Source organism: Microbacterium faecale, from assembly GCF_014640975.1.
GTDB lineage: Bacteria > Actinomycetota > Actinomycetes > Actinomycetales > Microbacteriaceae > Microbacterium > Microbacterium faecale.
In genome coordinates this window covers 1,569,068-1,591,151 of sequence record NZ_BMHO01000001.1, presented here as the reverse complement: position 1 = coordinate 1,591,151, position 22,084 = coordinate 1,569,068, and the positions used below count along the sequence as shown (strand labels likewise).

The following is a 22,084-nucleotide window of genomic DNA, read 5'->3' as shown; positions in this document are numbered from 1 at the left end:
GAAACCATGGCGGTGGGAGGAACAGAAATGACACAGAACACCCAGGCGACCTGGGCGCCCGCGCCCCGACCCGGGCTCGTGCCGCTCTACCCCTACGGATTCGGAACGATCCTCGGCAAGGCCTTCGCCGTGCTGAAGGGCAACCCGAAGGTCCTTCTGCTGTTCGTCGTCGGCGTTCAGACGCTCTCGATGGCACTGTCGACCGTCGTCATCTTCGTGGTGACCTTCCTCGCCATGGGGCGGCTGGACACCGTCTCGCCCATGTCTCCGGAGTTCGGGGACATCGTCGCGGGATCCGTGCTGATCATCCTGCTCGCGACCGTGGCGGTCTCCCTCGCGCTCACCGGGGTCAGTGTCATCGCGCACGGCTTCATCGTCGCGGAAGTGGCTCACGCTTCGCTCGCCGAGAAAGCTCGGCTCGGCACGCTGTGGCAACGCGTCCGCCCGGCTTTCTGGCGCCTCATCGGGCTCTCGCTCCTCATCAGCGTTGGCGTGATGCTCGCGCTCGCGCTCGTCGCGGTTCCGTTCGTCCTCCTCGCTCTCGCCGACACCACGGCATCGTGGATCGCGTTCGGCGTCGGCCTCCTGTTCGCCGGCCTCGGGTTCCTGGTACTGGCGGCGTGGATCGGCACGAAGCTGTACCTCAGCACGTCGGCGATCGTCCTCGAGGGCGCTGGGCCGATCCGCGCCATCGGACGCTCATGGAGGCTGACGCGCGGCCGCTTCTGGTCAACCTTCGGCGTCGTGGTTCTGCTCACGCTCATCACGCAGTTCGTCGCCGGGATCATCTCCGGCGTCGTGTCGATGTTCGCGCCGCTGATCGGCACCATCCTGGTGCCGATCTCGGCGTCGGCTGGCGACTTCACCGCGGCGTCCGTCATCGGCTCTCTGGTCTTCATCCTCTCGATGGTGCTGTCGTTCGCCATTGCGGCCATCATGACGATCGTGACGGGTGCCGGCGGCACGCTGGCGTACATCGACGCCCGCATGCGCGACGAGGGAATCGACCTGCGCATGCGCCACTACGTTGAGGCCGGCGGCGCTGCCGAAGACCCCTACACGTTCGTGCCGGACGCTCAGCCGTCGCCGTACGCCGCGCCGCAGCAGCCTCCCTCGCCCCAGAGCGGACCGTACGGATACCCGAATCAGCCGCAGGGATACCCGCAGGCGTATCCCCAGGCATATCCCCAGCAGCAGCAGCCCTACCCGCCCCAGCAGCAGCCCCAGACCTACCCGCCGCAGCAGCAGCCACAGCCGTACTCGCCCCAGCAACAGCAGCCGCAGACCTACCCGCCGCAGCAGCCCTCGCCGCCGGCTCCGGACGGCGACCAGCAGCCGCCCTTCGCGCCGCCGTCATGATGCTCCGTCTCGCCGCAGATCTGCCCGATCGTGACGAGGCACGCGAGTGGGCCGAACGCGAGCTCGAAAAGGCGGTCTATCGCGAGTCGGAGCCGACGCTGTTCGATCGCGTCGCGCGGGCGATCGGTGATTTCCTCGCCTCCCTGTTCAACCCACAGATCGGGGGCGCCACGTGGAGTCCTATCTGGACCATCGTGATCGTCGCGATCCTGGTCGCCCTGATCGTGGTCGCCTTCATCATCTGGGGCGCTCCGCGCGGCGATCACCGCACCCATCGTGCCCCGTCGTCGACCGTGTTCGACGACGATGAGCGCTCCGCATCCGAGCTGCGCGCTGCTGCAGACGCGATGATGAGGGACGGTCGCTGGGACGACACCGTCGTCCTGCGCTTCCGCGCGATCGCCCGCTCGGCCGACGAGCGCGGCGTCCTCATGGCGCCTCCGGGCATGACGGCGCAGGCCTTCGCCGGCGCCGCGGCCTCGCCGTTCCCCGATCACCGCGAGGAGCTCCGCGCCGCCGCCGGGACGTTCGACGACGTGCGCTACCTGCGGCGCCCCGCGTCCGAGGAAGCCGCCGAGCGCATCGCGTCGCTTGACCGAGCGATCGCGGGCACGCGCCCGGCGAGGACCCCGGAGGCCGCGTTCTCATGAGCCTCGTGCACACCGCAGACCGGGCGGATCAGGCGCCGCGAGCGTCGCGCGCAAAACGCGCCTGGTCGTGGGTCGGAATCATCGCCCTCATCGTCGTCGTCGGCGGCGCCTTCGCCGTCTTCGATCGCGAATGGGAGGCGCCAGAACCCCTCGCCGCCGACAGTCCCCGCTACGACGGGGCGCTCGCCGTCACGACGCTGCTCAGGGAGCGTGGCGTCGACGTCGTCGAGGTCGACCGTCTCGCCGCCGCGCGCGACGAGCTGACCGGTGACGCCACGCTCGTCGTCACCGACCCCGCCGTCCTCGACGCCGACGATCTGCGCGACCTCGCCACGGACGCATCCGACCTCGTCGTGCTCGGCGGCGACGCCGTCGCGCTGGAGGCGGTGATCGAGGGAACCGGGTTCGCCGCGTACGGCGGATCCGACCCCGTTTCCCCCGCCTGCGACCTGCCTGTCGCGGTGAACGCCGGCGCGATCATTCCCGGCACCGCATACGACCTCGGATCGGACGCCACCGGGTGCTACCCCGTCGACGACGGCTACGCTCTGCTCACCGCCGATATCGACCCGGACTCGACCGTCACCGTGCTCGACGGCGCGGCCGTGCTCGTCAACGAGCACCTCGCGAGCGAGGGTCACGCCGCGCTCGCCCTCGGCCTCCTGGGCGGCCACGACCGCCTGATCTGGTACATGCCGTCATACGACGACGCATCCGCCGACGGGATCCCCGCGCTCGGCGACTTCGTGCCGACGTGGGTGACGCCCGTCCTCGTGCTCGCGACGCTGGTGGGCATCGCCGCCGCGGTCTGGCGCGGACGACGGTTCGGTCCGCTGGTCGCCGAGACGCTCCCGGTCACAGTCCGCGCGAGCGAAACGCTCGACGGACGCGCGCGTCTCTACCGCGCCGCCGACGACCCCGCGCACGCCCTCGCGGCGCTGCGGCGCGGCGCCGCAGCGCGCCTCGCCCGGCGCCTCGGGCTGTCCTCCGACGGATCCGCCGAAGAGCTCGCGCACGCCATCGCCGCCGCGCTCGGTCGCGATCCGCGCGCCGTGCTGCAGACCTGGACGGCGCAGCCCCACAACGAGGCCGAGTTCGCCGAGCTCGCCGAACACCTCCGTGACCTCGAGCACGCGCTCGAGAGAATCGACCCCTGGGAAGGACGCGCACGATGACCGATTCGACGCCGCACCCGCCGGTGCCGCCGCAGGATCCCCGACCGCCGCAGAGCGCACAGCGCCTACCGGACGAGGCCGAGCGCCTCCGTCAGGCGATGCAGCGCGTCCGCACCGAGGTCGCAAAGGCCGTGGTTGGCCAGGACGGCGCGGTCACGGGTCTGCTCATCGCCCTCCTCGCGGGCGGCCACGTGCTGCTCGAAGGTGTGCCCGGTGTCGCCAAGACGTTGCTCGTGCGCACCTTCTCGCGCGCGCTCGGTCTCGACACGAAGCGCGTGCAGTTCACGCCGGACCTCATGCCGGGCGACGTGTCCGGATCCCTCGTCTACGACGCGAAGACGGGCGAGTTCGAGTTCCGCGAGGGTCCCGTGTTCACGAATGTGCTGCTCGCGGACGAGATCAACCGCACGCCCCCGAAGACGCAGTCGGCGCTGCTGGAGGCGATGGAGGAACGTCAGGTGTCGAGCGACGGCGTCACGCGGCCCGTGCCCGAGCCGTTCCTCGTCGCCGCGACCCAGAACCCCATCGAGCAGGAGGGCACCTACACGCTGCCCGAGGCGCAGCTGGACCGCTTCCTGCTCAAGCTGCAGATCCGCGTTCCCGACCGTGAATCCGAGATCGGCGTCCTCCAACGACACGCCGCCGGTTTCACGCCGCGCGATCTCGACGCGGTCTCGCGCGCGGTTACGCGCGACGAGATCCTCGCGGCTCAGCAGGCGGCCGCGAGCGTCACCGCGACCGACGAGGTGCTCGCCTACATCGTCGATCTCGCCCGCGCGACGCGCGAGGCGGCGTCGGTCGAGGTCGGTGCGAGCCCCCGTGCCGCGACGGCGCTGCTCGCCGCGTCCAAGGCGTGGGCCTGGCTCGGCGGATACCCGGCCATCACGCCGGACCACGTGCAGGCGATGATCACCCCCGTGTGGCGGCACCGCGTGCAGCTGCGGGCCGATGCCGAGATCGAGGGCGTCACGGTCGATGCCGTCCTGACCTCCGTGCAGCGCCAGACCCCCGTGCCCCGCTAGGAGAGACCGTGTTCCTGACCGGTCGCTTCCCGCTGCTCGTCGCTCTCGGCGCCGTGCCGATCGTCGCGCTGAGCGCCGCCGGCTTCGACGCGTGGCTCGTGCTCGTCGGGTGGGTCCTCCTCGTCGCGCTCGTCTGCACGTTCGACGTCTTGGCGGCGCCCGCCCCTGACGCGCTGCGGTTCTCCCGCGCCGTGCCGCAGCGCGTCCGGCTCGGCGACGACGCCGTCACGCGGCTGCAGGTCATCAACGACAGCGATCGCACGGTGCGCGCGCGGATCCGTGACGGATGGCAGCCCACCGCGGGCGCCGACGGCAGCCGGCCGCGCCTGACCATTCCGCCACGCGAGTCGCGCACGGTGCGCATCGACCTCCAGCCACGCCGCCGCGGGGAGCTGCGCAGCGAGTTCATCGCCGTGCGCACGCTCGGACCGCTCGGCTTCGCCGGCCGCTCCCGCGCACTCGAGACGTCCACCGCGATCCGCGTACTGCCGCCTTTCCGGGCCCGGCGGCACCTCGCCAGCCGCGTCCAGCGCCTCCGCGAGCTCGACGGCGCGACGTCGCTGCAGGTGCGTGGTCAGGGCACGGAGTTCGATTCGCTGCGCGAGTACGTACGTGGGGACGATGTGCGGTCGATCGACTGGCGTGCCACGGCGCGAGCGTCGACGACGATGCTGCGCACGTGGCGACCGGAGCGGGACCGTCACGTCGTCATCATCATCGACACCGGTCGCACCGCGGCGGCGCGGGTGGGCGACGAGACGCGACTCGACGCGACATTCGAAGCGGCACTTCTGCTCGCCGCGCTCGCGACCCGGGCAGGAGACCACGTCCACGTCGTCGCGTACGACCGTCTCGTCCGTGCACGGGTCACGGGCGTCGACGGGGCGCGCCTGCTCCCCGCGATGGTCGATGCCCTCGCCCCCGTCGAAGCTCAGATGATCGACACCGACTGGGACGGAGCGCTCGCGGAGGCGCGGCGCCTCGCCCGGAGACCGAGTCTCGTGGTGATCCTCACCGCGCAGGAGGCGCTCTCGTCCTCGCGCGACTTCCTGGCGCGACTGACGAGGATCCCGGATGCCGCGACGACCGTGCTCGTCGGCACCGTGACCGACGCAGGACTCGCGGAGGCGGCGCGCGCCGGCGGATCCATCACGGACTACTACCGCGCGGCCGCCGCCGAGGCGACGCGTCACGACGCGGAGCTCGTGGCGTCAGCGATCTCGCGCGCGGGAGCCGAGGCGATCGCCGACACCCCGGAGGATCTCCCCCCGCGGATCGCCGACCGCTACCTCGCGCTCAAGAAGGCGGGCCGGCTGTGAACCTCCTCCCCGTCCCGGTTACACCAAGACCCGAATCGTTCAGAACAAGATAGAATCGGCGAATGACCTCGATCGACCCCTCCCCGCGCGCCGCGGCGCGCGCTGAGGTCGTCGACGCACCGACCATGCTCCGCGCGGCCGGCCTGCGCGTGACGACGCAGAGATCCGCCGTGCTCGACGTGCTGCGACAGAGCGCGCATGTCGCGGTCGACGAACTGCACGAGCGCGTTCACGAGCAGATCCCCGGCATCGCCCTGCAGACCGTGCACGGCATCGTCAACGACATCACCGCGGCGGGCATCGCGCAGCGCGTGAGTCTGCCAGGGGCATCGAGTTCGCTCTACGAGCTCGCCCGCGGCGATAACCACCACCACGTGCAGTGCGTCGTCTGCGGACGGGTCGAGGACGTGGACTGCGTCGTCGGCGAGGCACCGTGTCTGGCTCCGAACCACAACCACGACATGCGGATCCTCGAAGCGAGCGTCACCTTCCGCGGAATCTGCGCCGACTGCGAGTAGCGCCCCCGAGGGCGTCCCCGTCGCCGCCCGTGTCGTTCGCGAGTGCGACCACGCCCTGAGCGGCGACGAGAAGGGCACGTCGGCACTCGCGAAGTGCGGTGCGCGGGCGGCGTAGGCTGGATCCGATGAACATCGACGCCTTGATCGACGAGCGCCGCGGCGAGTGGGACAGGCTCGACGAGCTCGCGCGCCGCCGCCGGCTGACCGGTGCCGAGACTGACGAGTTCGTGCACCTGTACCGCGCGGCGTCCGCGGACCTCGCCGATATCAAGACCTCGATCGGGCGTTCTGCCGCGGGCGACTATCTCTCGAACATCCTCGCGCGTGCGCGCCTGATGCTGACCGGCGCACCCGACAACGTGATGCGGCAGGTGCCCCGGTTCTTCGCGCGACAGCTGCCCGCCGCGCTGTACCGGATCCGGTGGGATTCCCTCATCGTCGCGATGTCCTTCATCGGCATCGTCGCACTGGTCGGCTGGTGGGCGCAGCAGGATCCCGCGTACATGGCTGCGATGGGCGACGAGGCCCAGCTGAAGAAGTACGCCGAGGAGGACTTCGTCGCGTACTACAGCGAGCACTCCGAGGGCGTGTTCACCGGCATGGTCTGGACGAACAACGCCTGGATCGCCGCGCAGGCGATCATGTTCGGGATCACGGGGGTCTACCCGGTCTTCGTCCTGATGCAGAACGCCGTCGGGCTCGGCACCTCGGCGGCCGTCATGAACTGGTACGGGCGCGGCGACGATTTCCTGCTGTTCATCCTCCCCCACGGCCTGCTCGAGATGACGTGCATCTTCGTCGCGGGAGCGGCCGGCATGCGCATCTTCTGGGCATGGGTCGCGCCAGGCACCCGCACGCGCGCCACCGCGCTCGCGGCGGAGGGCCGCGCCCTCGCCACCGTCGTGGTCGGCCTCGTGATCGCTCTCGGGCTGTCGGGCCTCGTCGAAGGCTTCATCACGCGCCAGGAGTGGCCGCACGCCATCAAGATCGGTATCGGTGCGATCGCGCTCGGCGTCTTCCTCGCCTACATGCTGATCGTCGGTCGCCGCGCCGTGAGGGCGGGCGAGACGGGGGATCTCACAGAGTACGAGGCCGGCACCTCGCGCCTCGTCGCCGGCTGATCGCCTGCGCCGACGGCTATGCCGTCGGCGTCGCGAGGAGTCGCCGCTCGAGATCAGCCGCCGCGAGGTCGCCGTGGACGGCGGCGCCCGCCATGAGGCCGCTCGCCATGGCGCCGGTGACCATCGCCATCGGCTGGGAGGAGTTCCCCGCCGCCCAGACACCGGGAATTCTCGTCATGCCCCGCTCATCGACGGGGAGCTGCTGGCCGAACGCCGTCGCTTCCGCCTGGCCGCCCAACGCCTCGTACAGCTCCGTCCTGGTGTGGAAACGCGGCGCGACCACCACCGCGTCGACCTCCTGCCGTTCCCCTCCGGCGAGGCGCAACGCGCGCACGCGGGTGCCGTCGACCTCGATCCTCTCGACGCGCGCCGCCACCACCGGAACCCCGAGCGCTGCGAGGCGCCGCCGGCCATCATCGTCGAGCCCGCCCTCCTCGTGACGGATGAACGTCACGCGGTCGCTCAGCTGTCGGAACAGCATCGCCTGATGGACCGCGTTCTGGTCGCGCGCGAGGATCGCGATGCGCGCGTCCCGCACCTCCCAACCGTGGCAGAACGGGCAGTGCAGGACGGTGTTCCCCCACGCCTCCGCGATGCCCGGCACATCGGGAAGCTCATCGACGAGCCCGGTGGCGAGCACGACGCGGCGGGCGCGGATCCGATGTGCACCGTCGTCGACCTCGATCGTGAAGTCGTCGAGGTTTCCCGAGGCATCGGTCGCCCGCCCCGCGAGGATCCGCGCGCCGTAGGACTCGGCTTCCTTGCGGCCCCGGGAAAGCAGCTCCTGAGGCGGGATCCCCTCGTTTCCGAGGACGTTGTGCGCGCCGTCCGCGGTCGCGTTGCGCGGTTCTCCGGCGTCGATCACCACGACGTCCCGTCGCGATCGCGCCAGAGCGACCGCCGCGGCGAGCCCGCTCGCGCCACCTCCGATCACGGCGACGTCGACGGTGGTCTGGCCCGAGTTCTCGTGTGTCATGTCGTGGACGCTACTCGCGCATTGCATAGACCGGGTACGCTCTTGCGTATTATGCAAGATTCTACGGAAGACGTTGTTCGACTGCGCGTCCGCGGGCTGCGACGCGCGCGCGGTTGGACGCTGGACGACCTCGCCGGTCGTAGCTTTCTCTCGGCGTCGACGCTGAGCCGAATCGAGACGGGTCATCAGCGCATCGCCCTGGAACAGCTTGTCGCGATCGCGTCGGCGCTCGGCACCTCCCTCGACCAGCTCGTCGAGCCGCCCGGCGACGACGACGTCGTCATCCGCCCCGAGCCCGAAACGATGCATGGCGCGACCGTCTGGATCCTCTCCCGCGAGCGCGACCGCCGCGGCGTGACGATCGCAAAGATGCGCCTCGTGAATACGGACGCCCCCGAGCCGCGCGTGCACCCCGGCTACGAATGGTTCACGGTCCTCGACGGCGTCGTGCGGCTGCGGCTCGGCACGCGCACGATCCTGGTGCGGCCCGGGCAGGCCGCCGAGTTCTCCACCATGACTCCGCACGCGATCTCGGCCCACGACAGCCCCGCCGAGATCCTGACGATCTTCGACCACGACGGCGAGAGCGCGCACCTCCCCGGGCGCACGCGAGCACGCGACGGCCAGTAACCTGGGAGCATGTCTCAGGTCGCCGGCCCCCGCCCTCTCGTCGCGGACGACGAGGTTCTCACGGGTGAGGCGGTCGCGCTCGACTTGCAGCCCGTCGGCCTCGGTCTGCGCGTGCTCGGCGGCCTCATCGACGCCGTGCTGGCCTGGGCGCTCTACCTCGTGATCACGATCTGGGGCGTCGGCTCGCTCGTCGCTGCGGGGGTCCTCACGCAGGCCACCTCGCGGATCTTCGCGATCGTGCTGCTCGTGATCTGCTTCGCGGCCCTACCGATCACGGTCGAGACGCTCGCGCGCGGCCGCAGCCTCGGCAAGCTCGCCGCGGGCGGGCGGATCGTGCGCACGGACGGCGGGGCGATTGGGTTCCGCCACGCGTTCATCCGTGGGCTCGTCGGCGTGCTCGAGGTGTATATGACCTTCGGCGGCCTGGCGTTGATCGTGGGCGTGTTCACGCCGCGTGCGCAGCGGCTCGGCGACCTCGTCGCGGGAACCTACAGCGAACGCGCCCGGAAGCCGTCACTGCCGGAGCCGGCCGGGGGGATCCCCGAGCCGCTCGCGGGTTGGGCAGAGGTTGCGGACGTCGCTCGCCTCCCCGCCCGCCTCGACGCGCAGGTGACGCGTTTTTCCGCCGGCGCGCACGCGATGAACCCCGCGGCGCGGGCGCGGGTCGCGGCCGATCTCGCGGCGGCCGTGGCGCCGTTCGTCACGCCGGTCCCCGACGTGCATCCCGAGCTCTTCCTCGTCGGCGTCGCGGCCGTGCGTCGCGAGCGCGAGCGCGCGATCCTCCGGGCCGAGTCGTCCCGCACCAAGCGGCTCAGCGGCATCGATCCCTTCACCGGCGCCCCCGCGGCATAACGCTCGAAGCCGCTGGGCGCACTCTGCGTGCGTCGACCGCCGACAACACCGCGAGACGTACGCACCCCAGCGACGCCACGAGCGTGCGCCTCGCAAGGCGGAGAAGGGAGGCGCACCCCGCGTGCGTCGACTGCCGACAACACCGCGAGGCGTGCGCTCGTGGCGTCGCTATTCCTTGAAGGTGTCGTGGCGGAGCACGGTCCACCCGACGGGCACGGAGAGCCGGTCGGTGTGCTGCGCGCAGAGGTCGTGGGCGTGCGGATCGTTCCCGGCACCGAGCGGGCCGAGCGCGGCCATCTGGTCTTCGTAGTCGAACGTCAGGGTCGCGACCGCCTCGCGATTGCACGCGACCTTCGAGCAGATTCGTTCACCCACGTCCTGAAGCCTATGCTGATCGCATGAAGTGGTTCGACCGCGCGCGCCGCGAGGCGGAGGATCCGCCGTTCCCCCGTCCCGCTCGGCACGGGCGGCACGGGCGTCTCGGGCGCAGTCCGATCACGAAGCCCCCGCTGCCCGGCGTCGGGTCGCGCTACGACATCTTCAGCATGGTCGTGACGTCGACGGCGGACTTCCTGCGGGCGACGTGGCCGGAACTGCGCGAGGTCCACTTCGACGTCGGCTCGATGCCGACGCACGAGGATGATCGAGCGGTCCCCCGCTGGACCATCGATCGCGACCGCAACCTGATCGTCGTGCACCGGGTCCCCGTCGAGCGACTCGACCGCGCGCACGGGCTGCCGATGTACCGCGCCGACGACTTTCACAAGCGGATCCTCGTGGAGAGCGCGGTCTTCGGCGCGGCCGCCGAGTATCTCGGGCACGAGCCGTGGGAGCTCGGCGCGGATCCGTTTCACTGAGACCGCGCGGTCGTGCCCTACGGGGCGACGGTGATCGTATCGGGCTCTGCGGCGTCCGGCGCGAGCGGGAAGGCTGCGATCGCACCGTCCTCGGCCACGCCCGCGGATCCGGTCACGCGCCCACTCTCGACCGTGACGCGGTAGGCACGCCAGTCGCGCACGTCGATCGTCTCTGACCCGCCGGCCTCGAGCTCGAGCGTCCAGGAGTTGTCTCCGGCGAGCCGCTCGACGTGCACCGTCGCGCCCTCGTCTCCGACGGCGGCGAAGCTGAGGCCGAACCGCCCGGTCGGGCTCTCGGGGAGCGCGACGAGGCTCGTGCCGGTGAGCGGCTCCTCGGGAGCGAGCCAGGTGTAGTCACCGCCCGACGCCTGGCGCACGGCCGAGACGAACGGCACGTCGCCGCTGAGGCGCACGGCATAGGTCCCGGCCTCGAGCCCTTCGAAGCCGACCGTGACGGGGACCTCCGGGGTGAGGTCCGCGGTCGTCGAGAACGCTGTCTCGCCGGACTCCTCGTCCACGACCTCGACCTCGACGGTCCCGGACCGACCGCTCGTGCCGAGCAGGCGCACCTGCGTCGGGTCGTCGTCGCCGGCCGCGGCCTCCGTGACGTGGATCCCCGGCACGACCGACTCCGTCGCGGGCGACGTTCCCGATTGGAGATCCAACCCGGCCGGATCGAGTGTCTCGACGCGGCTCGACTGGAGCGTCGCCCGCACGGGCGCGCCGCGCGACGTCACGCGGATCACCGGGCTCTGCTCCTCGCCGGCGATGCTTGCGACCGGCACAGCCCGCTGCGACTTCGGAGACAGCGCGATCTCGCCGCCGGCTGGATCCTGGCGGCCGTCGATGCCGTAGACCGACAGCGAGACGGTCGCGACCACATCGGACGGGTTGGCGATCAGCAGCACGTCGGTCACGCCGGTCTGCACGGTGGCACCGGCGATCCAGGTCTCGGGGATGGCCGGGCGGCAGGCCGAGGCGACGACGCCCGAGAGATCCGGCTCGTCGATGATGGCCGATCCGGCCGCGGCGACGGGCACGGACTCACCGTCGACCGGCAGCTGCGAGACCGAGAGCGAAGCGCCGACGCCTTCGAGCTCGAGCTCCTGATCGGACGCCGGATCCTTCTGCAGGCCGTTTCGGGAGTTCACGTCGAGATCCCGCACGTGCGAGAGACCGGCGGCGTCGGAGGCATCGCGTCCGAGCGCGACGAGGGGCCCGTCGCACGCGAGCACGGCCTCTGCCGCGATCGGCGTCACGTCGACGCCAGGCGTGCCGGTCGCCTGCCCCGGCCCGGTCTGGCCGATCGTCGGCCAGGGCGCGAGAGCCGCCAGCACGGCGCCGGCAGCGAGCACCACCCCGGCCGAGACCGTGGCCGAAGCGCGGATCACCATGCGGCGCGTCACGTGCTCTCCTCCCGTCGGCGTCCGACGATGCGCGGCTCCATGCGCGTGAATTCGCGCGTGCGGGTCGTCGGAATGGCGAGCAGCAGCGCGATCGTCCCCGCCGCGATCTGACCGGCGGAGATGAGCCACGCGGTCGTGGCTTCGCCGCCCGTCAGACCTTCGCGCTCGGAGATGTCCCCGTCGACGCGCCAGAGGACGCCGCGCGGCGTCTCGCCGACGCGGACGAAGCCCGCGCGCTGATCCATCGATGCGTGCGCGGTGAGGGTCATGACGCGCTGTTCGGCGTTCTGCGGCGCCGCCGTCTCGCGCGTCAGCACGAAGGACACTCCTATGTCGGACAGGGGCTGGGTGACCGACGTCGCGCTGCCGGAGATGACGTTCGCGGCGACGTCGGCGAGCTCCTGGTCCTCCCGGGTCGCGGACGGCGCGGTCGCGGCGAAGGTCGAGGCGCCACCGAGGGTCTCGCTGATGCCCCACACGACCTCGGCGCGGACGGATCCGTCGGATACGGGCGTGAGTACCAGCGTGCCGACAGCGCGATCCGCGCGGGCCTCCGCCGAGACGTATGCCGGCAGAGTCGATGTCTCACCGGCGTGCAGCTGGGTGTCGCCGCGGTGCAGCGCGGTCAGCTGCGGGAGGATCGCGACGCCGACGCAGACGACGGCGACCGCCGTGGCCGTCGCCCGCTGACGCGGCAGGTGCTCGATCGTGATCGCGGCCGCGGTGGCCAGTCCGAGCCATCCGAGACTCACGGCCGTGCCGGGCCAGACAGCGACCGCCGCGCCGTCGAACGTGACCAGGCGCAGCGCAAGATCGGCGACGGCGGTGATGCTCCCGAGCGCCGCCGCGAACAGCGCCACGAGTGCCGCACCCGGTCGTCGGGTCGTGGGGGCGGCGAGCGCGAGCAGGGCAAGCGGGACGGTCGCGAGCGGCACCCAGGGCGCGAGGTCGAGGTCGATGCCGAATCCGGCGAGCGCGCGCGTCCACGCATCGGGGTCGAGCATTCCGGCGGCCGCCGCCCACGTCGGGCCGTGGCCGAAGGGTGCGACGGCGCCGGGATCCGCGAAGAGCGCCCACGGCGTGCCGCGCACGATCTGCTCGACCGCGAGAGGTGCGAACATCGCAAGCGTCGGGAACACGAGCCAGACGATGCGGGCGATACCGCGCCGGGCGCGCACGATCGCGACGACGAGCGCCGTGATCCACAGCAGACCGAGGGCGGGAGCCAGCGACGGCGCGCACGCGACGACGCCGGCGAGCAGCAGCGAGGCGGCGCCGGCGGTGGTCCAGGAGCGGTGCGCGGCCGCGCCGGCGAACAGGAGCCACGGCAGCAGCAGGTGCGCGATGACGGCGGCGGGACGGCCTCCGGCCAGGGCATCCCAGAGAGGCGGCGCGGCGCCCCACGCGAGGGCGAGCGCAAGGCGCGCCACGGGCCGCACCGCGACGCGCGTTGCGGCAAACCACGCGCCGAGCACCGCGAGGGGCAGCGCCAGCAGCCACAACAGCACGAGCGCGTACGTCGGTGCGGCCGGCCACAGGGATCCGACGAGTGCGATGACCGTCCCGAATGGATCCGCAGCGCCGACGTGCGCGGCGCCCTCCGGGCGCAGTCCGTAGGCGGCATCGGCCCAGAGCCCTGCGACGGTGCTCCGCAGCGGCAACAGCGCGCCGCCGCCGACGGCCGGCCAGGTGAGTAGCGCGATGAACGCGGCGACGCTCACGACGAACGCGGCCAGGGTCGCCCACGCTCCCCCGCCGGAGAAGAAGTGCAGCGGCGAGCGCACGGCGTCGCGGCGCTCGTCGGTCGCCTGCTGGTGTTCGCGCACCTCGGTGCGCGTCAGGCGCAGCGGATCGATCTGGCTCCATCCACCCGTGCGGAACCGCCGCACGCGTCGCCACGAACGCGCGATCGAGACGATGCGGACCATGACGGTCAGAGTCGCCATCCATTCGGGTGCAACCCGGGCGGGCCGCTTCGCGAGCAGCGCGAGCACGGTCGCCCACACGGCGAACGGCAGCAGCAGGATCCAGTGGACGGGGACGAGGAGCGCGGGCGCGTACGCGAGACGGCGGTGCAGCTGCGCGACGCGCGTGCGGTACGCCTGGGCGATCGAGGACGTTCCGACCGGCCAGACGGCGACGCGCGCGGCCGGCGCCAGCGTGACCCTTCTCCCGCCGAGGCGGGCGCGCACGCCGAGATCGAGCCCCTCGTCCGCGCCGAGCAGCGCCCGATCGGGAACGAGATCGCGCGCGACGTCCGACCGGACGAGCATGCCGCGGATGTCGGCGCCGAGCTGGTCGTCGGCGTGGTCGTGCTGACCCTGGTCGTACTCGCCTCGCGCCAGCTCGATCGATCGTCCGAGCGTCGTCATCGTCACGCCGAACGATTCGATCCGGCGCCGGTCGCCCGCGCGCACGAGCTTTGGTGCGGCGATGGCCACCGAGGGCTGACGCTCGAGCGCCGCCGTCAAGCGCGCGAGGGCATCGGGCTCGGGCACGGCGGCGTCGTCGAGCAGCCAGATGTGGCATCCCTCGGGGGTGCGCGGGAGTGCGGTCTCGACCGCGCCCGCGAAGGAGACGCGCTCGGGGGCATGCACCGCGACGTCGGCGCCCGAGGCGTCGACGGCCGCGCGCAACGGCTCGGTATCGCCGCAGACGACGACCGTCAGCCCGGCGATGGACATCGTCTGGGCGCGCAGCGCGGCGAGTGCGCGTTCGAACCGACTGGCGGCCGCGGGCGAGGATCGCGTGACGAGCACGACTTGGACAGGGGCGGGCATGACCCGCTCAGCCTAAGCGCTCGCCTGCCTGGACCCCGTCACAGACACACCGGGCGAAGCTCTCACTCAGTTCCGGCGTGCGCGGGACGGTCAGGACGCCTGTTGCTGTTGCTGCGCCTTCTTGAGACGGCGACGCTCCCGCTCGGACAGGCCACCCCAGATGCCGAAGCGCTCGTCGTTCTGCAGCGCGTATTCGAGGCACTGTGAACGCACCTCGCACGACTCGCAGATGCGCTTCGCGTCGCGCGTCGAGCCGCCCTTCTCCGGGAAGAACGCCTCAGGGTCGGTCTGCGAACACAGTGCGTCGCTCTGCCACGACAGGGCGCCATCGTCCGTGGCCTCGAGCGCGTGGAGCGTTCCCGGAACGCCACGCTCAGCGGGGTCGACGAACCAGTCGGCCGGTGCCTCGGAACGGTAATACGGTGCGCTCATGTTCTCTCCCCCTCGGTCAGTCCCAGCGTCGGGTGCCTTCCCTCGATAATTACACCTGTGTAATTAGCGAATATCAAGTCGCTGATCGTAGAGGGTTCATCCGCAGATTGAAGGTTTGAGGCGCGACGGCGTGTCACAATCGCGCGTTAAGCACCCGGCTGCGCGACGAACACCTCGCCATCTCCGCTCACCTCGACGAGAGCCTCCCCTGTCGTCACCAGCACGGCACGACCGGCATCGAGCGTCTCCGCCGCCTCACCCGCGGCGACCGAAACACGCCCCGCCGTGCACAGCACGATCGCCGTTCCCGACGGCTCAAGGCGCGCCGTGTCGGATCCCGACACCCGTGCAGCGAGAAGCCGGAAGTCGGGCGCGTCGGATGGGTACTCGACGAAGCCGGGCGCCTCCGCAGCCTCCTGCGCGCGCACGACGGGAACGGATCCGGAGCGCCGTTCGAGCACCGTCATGAGCTCACCGGCGTCGATGTGTTTCGGTGTGAGTCCGCCGCGCATGACGTTGTCGCTCGCGGCCATGATCTCGATGCCGATGCCCCACTGGTAGGCGTGCAGCTGGCCGGCCCGCAGGAAGAGAGCCTCGCCACGCGCCAGCGTCACGATGTTCATCAGGAGCCCCACGACGACGCCGGGGTCGCCCGGGAACTGCGCCGCGTTTCGCCGGGCATTGGCGAGGTCGGGAGCGAACTCGACCGAGCGTGCGGCGTCGAGCGCGGCGATGATCGCATCGACGACGGGCTGCGCGTCCCCCGACAGCAGCCACGCGATCGCGTCGGCGAGCGAGGCGTCGTCGCGGATCCGCGCGGCCAACGGCGCGGCGGCGTCGCCGAGTTGCGCGAGCAGGCGCGCGGTGGCCTCGATGTCACGCAAGCCGCAGAGCGCGACGAAGCCGTCGCGCAGGGCCACGATCATCTCGGGCTTGTGATTGTCGTCGGTGTAGTTGCGCGGCGCAGAGTCAGGCAGATCGCGCTCCGCGGCGAAGCCCTCTTCCGCCTGTCGCTTCGTCGGATGAGCCTGAATCGACAGCGACTTCTCGGCCGCGAGGATCTTGAGCAAGTACGGCAGTCGGCCGTCGGGACCCACCTCGACGCCCTCCTGGCGGATCCATTCGTCGAGCGTGCGACCACTCCCGTCACGAACGTCCGCGGCGTCGGCGGCGTGGTCGCCGAACCATACCTCGGCCTCGGGCTGCGCAGCCTCCGGCCGTCCCTCGAGCTGCGCGATGAGCGTCGTCGACCCCCAGTCGAACGGACGCGGATCGTTGCCAAGTGGTACGAGCATGCTCCCACCCTATGATCACACCGGTCGCGTCCCCGCGCGCCGTAGGCTTGAGGCATGGCGAAGCTGTCGGCGCACCCGGTGTCCCCACCGCACCGCGCACCGGCGCGGGAGGCGACGGGGCACCTCGCCCTGCGCGCATACGCGACGTTCGTGCTGTTCAGCGCGCTGGCGTACTCGTGGTGGTACAACCTTCTCGGGATGATCGGTGCGCTCGCCCTCGTCGCCGTCGCCGTCCTCGCCACGCTCGCCATCTGGATCCCCAGCCTCACGCGCCGCCGCGGACCGCGGGCGCTCGCATGGCGCCGCTTGCCGTGGGCCGCATTCGCCTACGTCGCCCTCGCGTTCGTCTCGGTGGCGTGGTCGGCCTGGCCCGGCTCCACGATCGCGACCGCGCTCGTGCTCGCGGCGTTCACCCTGCAGGGGGTGTTCCTGGCCGACATGCTGACGTGGGGCGAGATCGTGCGCGGCCTCGAGGTCGCCCTGCGCTGGGTCGTCGCCCTGTCGATCCTGTTCGAGGCGTGGGTCGCGCTCATCCTCGACCACCCGATCCTGCCGAACTTCTTCCCGATCGACGGCGAGGCGGATCCGCACTGGTACTGGGTGCGCGGCAACCTCTTCGACGCGTGGCTCGTCGGCGACAGGATCCAGGGCATCGTGGGCAACTCGAACCTGCTTGGCATGCTGATGGTCGTCGCGCTGATCGTGTTCGGCGTGCGACTGCGCGTCGCGTTCCTCGGGCGGCTCCCGGTAGAGCGGATCATCATGCGCGCCGTGTGGCTCCTGCTCGCGGCATGGCTGCTCGCGCGGGCCGGATCCGCCACGAGCCTCGTCGCGGGCGCCGTCGTGCTGGCCGTCCTGGCGATCGCGCTCGTCATGCGCTGGCAGACGACGCCGCGTGGACGCACGACCGTCTACGCGACGGCGAGCGCCGCGACGGTCGGCGTCGTCGCGATCGGCCTGCTCGCGTACGATCGCGTCGCCGCCGCGCTCGGACGCGACGGGGGGCTCACCGGCCGCGACGACATCTGGGAGACGGTGCTCGACCGCGCGGTGCAGCATCCGGTGATCGGCAACGGCTTCGCGTCACCGTGGGTGCCCACCGATCCGGCGTTCGATGGCTGGATCGTCGACCACGGCATCTCGGTCTTCGAGGCGCACAACATGTGGCTCGACGCGTTCTTCCAGCTCGGCGCGCTCGGCGTCGCGGTGGTGGCTGCCGTCTACGCATCCGCCGTCTGGCGCGCGTGGTTCTTCGCCGTCGACCGCCCCCGCTGGGACCGTCACGCAAGCCGGCGCTACTCGCCGCTGACGCTGATCCCCCTCCTGGTGCTGTGGGCGCTGCTCGTACAGGGGCTGACCGAGTCGAACCCGATCATGCTGTGGGGGTGGATGCTCGTCGTCCTCTTCTCGGCGAAGATCAAGGTCACTCCTGCGCTCAGCCACCCCTCGCGCGACGCGGGAATCGGCGCGCCCGCATGACATCGGCGCGCGGTGCCGCCTTGACGGCTCTGGCCGATCTGCTCCGGTCGGCGGCCTTCGCCCGCGCGTACACGCTGACGGCGCTCACGGCGGCGTTCCTGACGACCGCGATCCACAGCGTGAACGGACCCGTCACTCTCGCGACGATCGTCGCGGGACTCGCCGTGCTCGGCGTCGGGATCCTCGTCGCCCGTCGTGACGAGCTGTCGCTGATCGGGTTCGCCCCCACGAGTCTCGTCCTGTATCTCGTGTGGGCGATCGTCAGCCTGGCCTGGGCGCTCGACGGTACCTACGGTCGCACCGTGATGGCGTGGTGCGCACTCATCGGATGGTCGATCGTCGCCGTCACGATCGCGCACGTGCGCGACACGCTCCAGATCGCCCGTGCCGTCGGCGACGTGCTGCGGTGGCTCCTCACGGCGTCCCTCGCGCTCGAGGTGCTGTCGGGAATCATCTTCGACGCACCATTCGTCGCGCTCGGGATCGAGGGGCTGATTGCGAACGGCGGTCCGATCCAGGGCCTGTTCGGCTCGCGCAACCTGCTCGCCTTCGTCGCGGTCATCGGCCTCATCACCTTCACGATCGAGTGGCGCGCGCGAGCGATCGCCCGACATGTCGCGACATACTCGCTCATCCTCGCCTCGCTGCTGCTCGTGCTGTCCGGCTCCCCGACCGCCGTCGTCCTCGTCAGCGCGCTCGTCGCGGCGGAGCTCGCGCTCGCCGTCGCCCGTCGGTCGCGCCGCACCGCCCGTCGTCGCGCTCACCTCGTCACGGCCGTGATCGCGGCGCTCGTCGTCGTATCGATCCTTGTGCTGTACCGCCCGATCGCGGCGTTCTTCTCCGCGCGGTCAGGGTTCGCCGCGCGCGCCGAGCTGTGGAGCGAGATCAGCGTCTGGATCGGCCAGCGCCCCGTCACCGGGTGGAGCCTCTTCGGCACGTGGGAGCAAGAGCCGTTCCCCACGAACGTGATCGACCTCTCGCTCGGCTGGGTCAACGCCTCCGCCCTCAACGTGTACGTCGACATCGTGCTGCAGCTCGGCTGGGTGGGGCTGCTGTTGTTCGCGACGTTCAGCGTGCTCGCGCTCGCGCGGGCCTGGCTCGCGGCCGCGGATCGTCGATCCGTCGTGTACGCGTGGCTGCCGCTGATGCTCGTCGCCCTGCTCGTCGAGTCGCTCTTCGAGAGCTACGCGCTCGGCGACCTCGGCTGGCTGCTGCTCGTCGTGTGCGCAGTCCGCGCCGGTCAGGAGCGATCCTGGCGCGTCGTGCTGGATCCGACCGCGCCGCTCCCGGCGCCGCCGATTCAGCCGTCTGGGGGATCGGCCCGGTAGTCTCAACGTCTATGCCGTTCGTTCTGCAGAACGTGGTCTTCCCGACCGACCGCGACCCGGACCTCCTGCCGCTGTATCTTGACGCGGACACCTGGTCGACGATCGACGACACCCCCGTTCGCGTGACGAACGACGCCCACATCGGCGACGTGCTCTCGCGCGAGAGCGTGCGGGTGCATCCGGGCAGTCGCACGTCATTCGCGAGCTACTTCAATGCCTTCCCTGCCTCATACTGGCAGCACTGGACGAGCGTACGCCGCGTCACTCTCACCGTGCGCACGTCGGGGTCGGCGACGGTCCTCGTGTATCGCTCCAACGGATCCGCCGTGCAGCAGCGCATCGAGACCGCGGAGGTGTCGGGCGAGAGCGAGACGCACTTCGACATCGCGCTGACGCAGTTCTCCGACGGCGGCTGGGTCTGGTTCGACATCGTCGCGGATCGCGAGCCCGTCGTGCTCGAGGGCGCCACGTGGACGACCGACCACGAGCCGGTGCGCGAGGGCAAGGCGTCGCTCGGCATCACGACCTATAACAAGCCCTCGTACTGCCTCGACACCCTCACCGCGCTCGCCGAGAGCGCGGGCGTGCTCGAGGTCGTCGACCGCGTCTTCCTCATCGACCAGGGCACAGACCGGGTCGACGCGCAGGACGGGTTCGCCGAGGTCGCCAGCGCTCTCGGCGACACCCTGCAGGTGATCACGCAGCCGAACCTCGGCGGATCCGGCGGGTTCGCCCGCGCGATGCACGAGACGATGCAGCGCGACGAGAGCGACTTCGTGCAGCTGCTCGACGACGACGTCAAGATCGAGCCGGAGTCGATCCGCCGCTCGATTGTGTTCGGCCGTTACGCGACGAAGCCGGTCATCGTCGGCGCACACATGTTCGATCTGCTGGACCGACCGCGATTGCACGCCTGGGCCGAGGTCGTCGACGAGATGCCGTTCATGTGGCGCACCCTCTATCAGGAGCAGCTGCCGCACGACTTCCGCGAGCAGAACCTGCGCCAGGCCCCGCTTCTGCACATGCGCATGGACGCCGACTACAACGGTTGGTGGATGTGTCTGATCCCGAAGGCGGTCATCGCCGAGATCGGGCTGCCGCTTCCCGCGTTCATCAAGTGGGACGACGCCGAGTACTCGCTGCGCGCCCGCGCGGCGGGTATCCCGACCGTGACGCTCCCCGGTGCGGCGCTCTGGCACGTGTCGTGGGTCGGCAAGGACGACGCGATCGACTGGCAGGCGTACTTCCACGCGCGCAACCGCATCGTGTCGGGGTTGCTGCACTCGACGATCCCCCATGGCGGGACGCTGCTGCGCCACAGCCGCCGCATGGACCTCAAGCACCTCATGATGATGCAGTACTACCCGACGGCGCTGCGCAATCGCGCGCTGCGCGACGTGTTGAGCGGCCCGGATCACATGCGACGCACGCTGCGCACGCGCATGCCGGAGGCGCGTGAAATCGCGAAGAAGTACCCCGAGACGGTCGTGCACCGCGACCCCGAACGCGTCCTCCACTCGCGCAAGGGCCGCCGGGTGTTCGAGTTGCGGCCCCGCCGCGCGGGGCTCGACAATCCGACCGGTCTGCGCCTGCGCGTCTTCACGGCGCGCACCCTGCTCGACCACCTGTTGCGCCGCCCGGCCCCGGAGAACGTGCAGACGCCCGAGGTGGAGTTCGGCAAGGACGACGCCGAGTGGTGGCGCGTGCCGGCGTTCGACTCGGCGCTCGTGTCGGCTGCCGACGGATCCGGAAAGCAGATCTACACGCGCAATCGAGGAACGTTCCGCGGCATGTTGCGCGACTCGATCCGCCTGCACCGCCGTCTGAAGAAGGAATGGCCGCGCCTCGCTCGCGAGTACCGGGCCGCCCTCCCCCGCCTCGTGGCGGAGGACGAATGGATCCGCAGTTTCGAGGACGACGCATGACCGACGCATTCGACCCCCGGACCGCCGCGATCGTCATCGTGACGTTCAATCGCGCACAGTTGCTGGCGCGCGCTCTCGAGTCGGTCGGCCGCATGGATCCGAAGCCGGGTCGCGTCGTCGTCGTCGACAACGCCTCGAGTGACGACACGGCAAGCGTCGTCGAGCGCTTCCAGAGCGAACTCGACACAGAGCTCGTCTCTCGCCGCCTCGATGAGAACACGGGCGGCGCGGGCGGCTTCAGCGAGGGGATGAAGACCGCGTACGCGCTGGGATCCGAGTGGATCTGGCTCATGGACGACGACGTCGAGGTGCTGCCAGACGGCCTCGCCCGCATGGGTGTGTGGGCGCCGCGCTTCCGCCACGTGCAGGGGCGTCGCTACGACTACGACGGATCCGAGTTCTACTGGCAGTACCGGGTCTCGACGGCGCTCGGCATCCCGATCCCGTTTGCGCCGGCCGGCTTCGATGAGTCCGGGTACCGCGAGATGAACTCGGGCTGCTTCGAGGGCATGTTCATCCATCGCTCGCTCGTGAAGCGGATCGGTCTGCCGGATCCGCGATTCTTCATCTATTGGGATGACACGATCTACGGCTACCTCGCCTCACGCTACGAGCCGTGCGTGATCGTCGATGAGTTCGTGCTGCAGCGCACGCGGTCGATCAAGCAGTGGGATATGGGCACGCGGCACTTGAATGCCTCGAGCGACATGTACCGGTACTACATCATGCGCAACCGCGGGATCATGTCGCATTACTACCGCGCACACGGCGACTATCGCCCGCTCGCCTTCGCGCTCGGCACGGCGGCGACGTTCGCGAAGGAGCTGATCCGCCTCGGTTTCGTCGAGCGCAAGATCACACGCCGCGGCTGGAGCAACCTCTGGACGGGCATGCGTGACGGACTCGCGCTCTCGCGCGATCGGTCGTTCGAGATCATGGCGCCGCTGGAAGACTGACGCC

The 22,084-nt window shown here is 70.8% G+C and carries 20 protein-coding genes; 14 read left to right on the top strand and 6 right to left on the bottom strand.

Going from position 1 to position 22,084, the window contains the following annotated elements; all coding sequences use genetic code 11:
- Positions 1 to 27 precede the first annotated feature (27 nt).
- The 7 genes from IEW87_RS07555 to IEW87_RS07525 all read left to right on the top strand — a co-directional run bounded on the left by IEW87_RS07555 (position 28) and on the right by IEW87_RS07525 (position 7,164).
- Positions 28 to 1,359, top strand: coding sequence for a DUF7847 domain-containing protein (locus tag IEW87_RS07555; protein ID WP_188711656.1), 1,332 nt, complete (start codon positions 28 to 30; stop codon positions 1,357 to 1,359).
- On the top strand, positions 1,356 to 2,009 hold the full coding sequence (locus IEW87_RS07550) for a DUF4129 domain-containing protein (protein ID WP_188711655.1): 654 nt from the start codon (positions 1,356 to 1,358) through the stop codon (positions 2,007 to 2,009). The genes IEW87_RS07555 and IEW87_RS07550 overlap by 4 nt, the downstream gene beginning before the upstream one ends.
- The gene (locus IEW87_RS07545) at positions 2,006 to 3,184 is read left to right on the top strand and encodes a DUF4350 domain-containing protein (protein WP_188711654.1); all 1,179 of its coding nucleotides are present in this window, start codon (positions 2,006 to 2,008) and stop codon (positions 3,182 to 3,184) included. Before IEW87_RS07550 ends, IEW87_RS07545 begins: the two co-directional genes overlap by 4 nt.
- Positions 3,181 to 4,206: an AAA family ATPase gene (locus tag IEW87_RS07540; protein WP_188711653.1), complete on the top strand. Its 1,026-nt coding sequence runs from the start codon at positions 3,181 to 3,183 to the stop codon at positions 4,204 to 4,206. The genes IEW87_RS07545 and IEW87_RS07540 overlap by 4 nt, the downstream gene beginning before the upstream one ends.
- Positions 4,207 to 4,214: 8 nt before the next feature.
- Positions 4,215 to 5,525 carry a DUF58 domain-containing protein gene (locus IEW87_RS07535; RefSeq protein WP_188711652.1) on the top strand — a complete coding sequence of 437 codons (1,311 nt, stop codon included), beginning with the start codon at positions 4,215 to 4,217 and terminating at the stop codon, positions 5,523 to 5,525.
- Positions 5,526 to 5,587: 62 nt separating this feature from the next.
- Positions 5,588 to 6,043, top strand: coding sequence for a Fur family transcriptional regulator (locus tag IEW87_RS07530; RefSeq protein ID WP_188711651.1), 456 nt, complete (start codon positions 5,588 to 5,590; stop codon positions 6,041 to 6,043).
- A gap of 125 nt (positions 6,044 to 6,168) precedes the next feature.
- On the top strand, positions 6,169 to 7,164 hold the full coding sequence (locus tag IEW87_RS07525; protein WP_188711650.1) for a stage II sporulation protein M: 996 nt from the start codon (positions 6,169 to 6,171) through the stop codon (positions 7,162 to 7,164).
- A gap of 16 nt (positions 7,165 to 7,180) precedes the next feature.
- Here the strand turns inward: IEW87_RS07525 and IEW87_RS07520 are convergent, their stop codons facing one another.
- Positions 7,181 to 8,140 (bottom strand): NAD(P)/FAD-dependent oxidoreductase, encoded by a 960-nt coding sequence (locus IEW87_RS07520; RefSeq protein ID WP_188711649.1) that lies wholly within the window; start codon positions 8,138 to 8,140, stop codon positions 7,181 to 7,183.
- A gap of 51 nt (positions 8,141 to 8,191) precedes the next feature.
- On the opposite strand from IEW87_RS07520, the gene IEW87_RS07515 reads away from it, so the two are divergent.
- Together IEW87_RS07515 and IEW87_RS07510 are read left to right on the top strand one after the other, a co-directional pair.
- Positions 8,192 to 8,770 (top strand): helix-turn-helix domain-containing protein, encoded by a 579-nt coding sequence (locus IEW87_RS07515; RefSeq protein WP_188711648.1) that lies wholly within the window; start codon positions 8,192 to 8,194, stop codon positions 8,768 to 8,770.
- Between the two features lie 9 nt (positions 8,771 to 8,779).
- Entirely contained in the window at positions 8,780 to 9,622 is an 843-nt protein-coding gene (locus IEW87_RS07510; protein WP_188711647.1) for an RDD family protein, read from the top strand.
- A 168-nt stretch (positions 9,623 to 9,790) separates the two neighbouring features.
- Here IEW87_RS07510 and IEW87_RS07505 read toward each other — a convergent pair whose 3' ends face one another.
- On the bottom strand, positions 9,791 to 9,997 hold the full coding sequence (locus IEW87_RS07505; RefSeq protein ID WP_188711646.1) for a DUF3499 family protein: 207 nt from the start codon (positions 9,995 to 9,997) through the stop codon (positions 9,791 to 9,793).
- 23 nt (positions 9,998 to 10,020) lie between these two features.
- Here IEW87_RS07505 and IEW87_RS07500 point away from each other — a divergent pair, with 23 nt between their 5' ends.
- Positions 10,021 to 10,479, top strand: coding sequence for a hypothetical protein (locus IEW87_RS07500; protein ID WP_188711645.1), 459 nt, complete (start codon positions 10,021 to 10,023; stop codon positions 10,477 to 10,479).
- 17 nt (positions 10,480 to 10,496) lie between these two features.
- Here IEW87_RS07500 and IEW87_RS07495 read toward each other — a convergent pair whose 3' ends face one another.
- The 4 genes from IEW87_RS07495 to manA all read right to left on the bottom strand — a co-directional run bounded on the left by IEW87_RS07495 (position 10,497) and on the right by manA (position 16,392).
- Entirely contained in the window at positions 10,497 to 11,885 is a 1,389-nt protein-coding gene (locus IEW87_RS07495; RefSeq protein WP_188711644.1) for a DUF5719 family protein, read from the bottom strand.
- Entirely contained in the window at positions 11,882 to 14,665 is a 2,784-nt protein-coding gene (locus tag IEW87_RS07490; RefSeq protein ID WP_188711643.1) for a glycosyltransferase, read from the bottom strand. The genes IEW87_RS07495 and IEW87_RS07490 overlap by 4 nt, the downstream gene beginning before the upstream one ends.
- Before the next feature lie 90 nt (positions 14,666 to 14,755).
- Entirely contained in the window at positions 14,756 to 15,097 is a 342-nt protein-coding gene (locus tag IEW87_RS07485; RefSeq protein ID WP_188711642.1) for a WhiB family transcriptional regulator, read from the bottom strand.
- A 146-nt stretch (positions 15,098 to 15,243) separates the two neighbouring features.
- The gene (manA, locus tag IEW87_RS07480) at positions 15,244 to 16,392 is read right to left on the bottom strand and encodes a mannose-6-phosphate isomerase, class I (RefSeq protein WP_188711641.1); all 1,149 of its coding nucleotides are present in this window, start codon (positions 16,390 to 16,392) and stop codon (positions 15,244 to 15,246) included.
- A gap of 54 nt (positions 16,393 to 16,446) precedes the next feature.
- On the opposite strand from manA, the gene IEW87_RS07475 reads away from it, so the two are divergent.
- From IEW87_RS07475 to IEW87_RS07460, 4 genes are read left to right on the top strand one after another with little or no spacing between them, the layout of a single operon-like run.
- Positions 16,447 to 17,871: an O-antigen ligase family protein gene (locus tag IEW87_RS07475; protein WP_188711640.1), complete on the top strand. Its 1,425-nt coding sequence runs from the start codon at positions 16,447 to 16,449 to the stop codon at positions 17,869 to 17,871.
- Positions 17,868 to 19,199, top strand: coding sequence for an O-antigen ligase family protein (locus IEW87_RS07470; protein WP_188711639.1), 1,332 nt, complete (start codon positions 17,868 to 17,870; stop codon positions 19,197 to 19,199). The genes IEW87_RS07475 and IEW87_RS07470 overlap by 4 nt, the downstream gene beginning before the upstream one ends.
- A gap of 11 nt (positions 19,200 to 19,210) precedes the next feature.
- The gene (locus IEW87_RS07465) at positions 19,211 to 21,124 is read left to right on the top strand and encodes a glycosyltransferase (protein ID WP_188711638.1); all 1,914 of its coding nucleotides are present in this window, start codon (positions 19,211 to 19,213) and stop codon (positions 21,122 to 21,124) included.
- Positions 21,121 to 22,080, top strand: coding sequence for a glycosyltransferase family 2 protein (locus IEW87_RS07460; protein WP_188711637.1), 960 nt, complete (start codon positions 21,121 to 21,123; stop codon positions 22,078 to 22,080). The genes IEW87_RS07465 and IEW87_RS07460 overlap by 4 nt, the downstream gene beginning before the upstream one ends.
- The last annotated feature ends 4 nt before the right edge of the window (positions 22,081 to 22,084 follow it).

Coding starts and splice junctions, on each gene's coding strand:
- IEW87_RS07525 (WP_188711650.1), top strand. CDS start 6,169: ATGAACATCGACGCCTTGATCGACGAGCGCCGCGGCGAGTGGGACAGG.
- IEW87_RS07490 (WP_188711643.1), bottom strand. CDS start 14,665: ATGCCCGCCCCTGTCCAAGTCGTGCTCGTCACGCGATCCTCGCCCGCG.
- IEW87_RS07500 (WP_188711645.1), top strand. CDS start 10,021: ATGAAGTGGTTCGACCGCGCGCGCCGCGAGGCGGAGGATCCGCCGTTC.
- IEW87_RS07475 (WP_188711640.1), top strand. CDS start 16,447: ATGGCGAAGCTGTCGGCGCACCCGGTGTCCCCACCGCACCGCGCACCG.
- IEW87_RS07555 (WP_188711656.1), top strand. CDS start 28: ATGACACAGAACACCCAGGCGACCTGGGCGCCCGCGCCCCGACCCGGG.
- IEW87_RS07465 (WP_188711638.1), top strand. CDS start 19,211: ATGCCGTTCGTTCTGCAGAACGTGGTCTTCCCGACCGACCGCGACCCG.
- manA (WP_188711641.1), bottom strand. CDS start 16,392: ATGCTCGTACCACTTGGCAACGATCCGCGTCCGTTCGACTGGGGGTCG.
- IEW87_RS07540 (WP_188711653.1), top strand. CDS start 3,181: ATGACCGATTCGACGCCGCACCCGCCGGTGCCGCCGCAGGATCCCCGA.
- IEW87_RS07485 (WP_188711642.1), bottom strand. CDS start 15,097: ATGAGCGCACCGTATTACCGTTCCGAGGCACCGGCCGACTGGTTCGTC.
- IEW87_RS07545 (WP_188711654.1), top strand. CDS start 2,006: ATGAGCCTCGTGCACACCGCAGACCGGGCGGATCAGGCGCCGCGAGCG.
- IEW87_RS07470 (WP_188711639.1), top strand. CDS start 17,868: ATGACATCGGCGCGCGGTGCCGCCTTGACGGCTCTGGCCGATCTGCTC.
- IEW87_RS07510 (WP_188711647.1), top strand. CDS start 8,780: ATGTCTCAGGTCGCCGGCCCCCGCCCTCTCGTCGCGGACGACGAGGTT.
- IEW87_RS07460 (WP_188711637.1), top strand. CDS start 21,121: ATGACCGACGCATTCGACCCCCGGACCGCCGCGATCGTCATCGTGACG.
- IEW87_RS07530 (WP_188711651.1), top strand. CDS start 5,588: ATGACCTCGATCGACCCCTCCCCGCGCGCCGCGGCGCGCGCTGAGGTC.
- IEW87_RS07515 (WP_188711648.1), top strand. CDS start 8,192: ATGCAAGATTCTACGGAAGACGTTGTTCGACTGCGCGTCCGCGGGCTG.
- IEW87_RS07550 (WP_188711655.1), top strand. CDS start 1,356: ATGATGCTCCGTCTCGCCGCAGATCTGCCCGATCGTGACGAGGCACGC.
- IEW87_RS07520 (WP_188711649.1), bottom strand. CDS start 8,140: ATGACACACGAGAACTCGGGCCAGACCACCGTCGACGTCGCCGTGATC.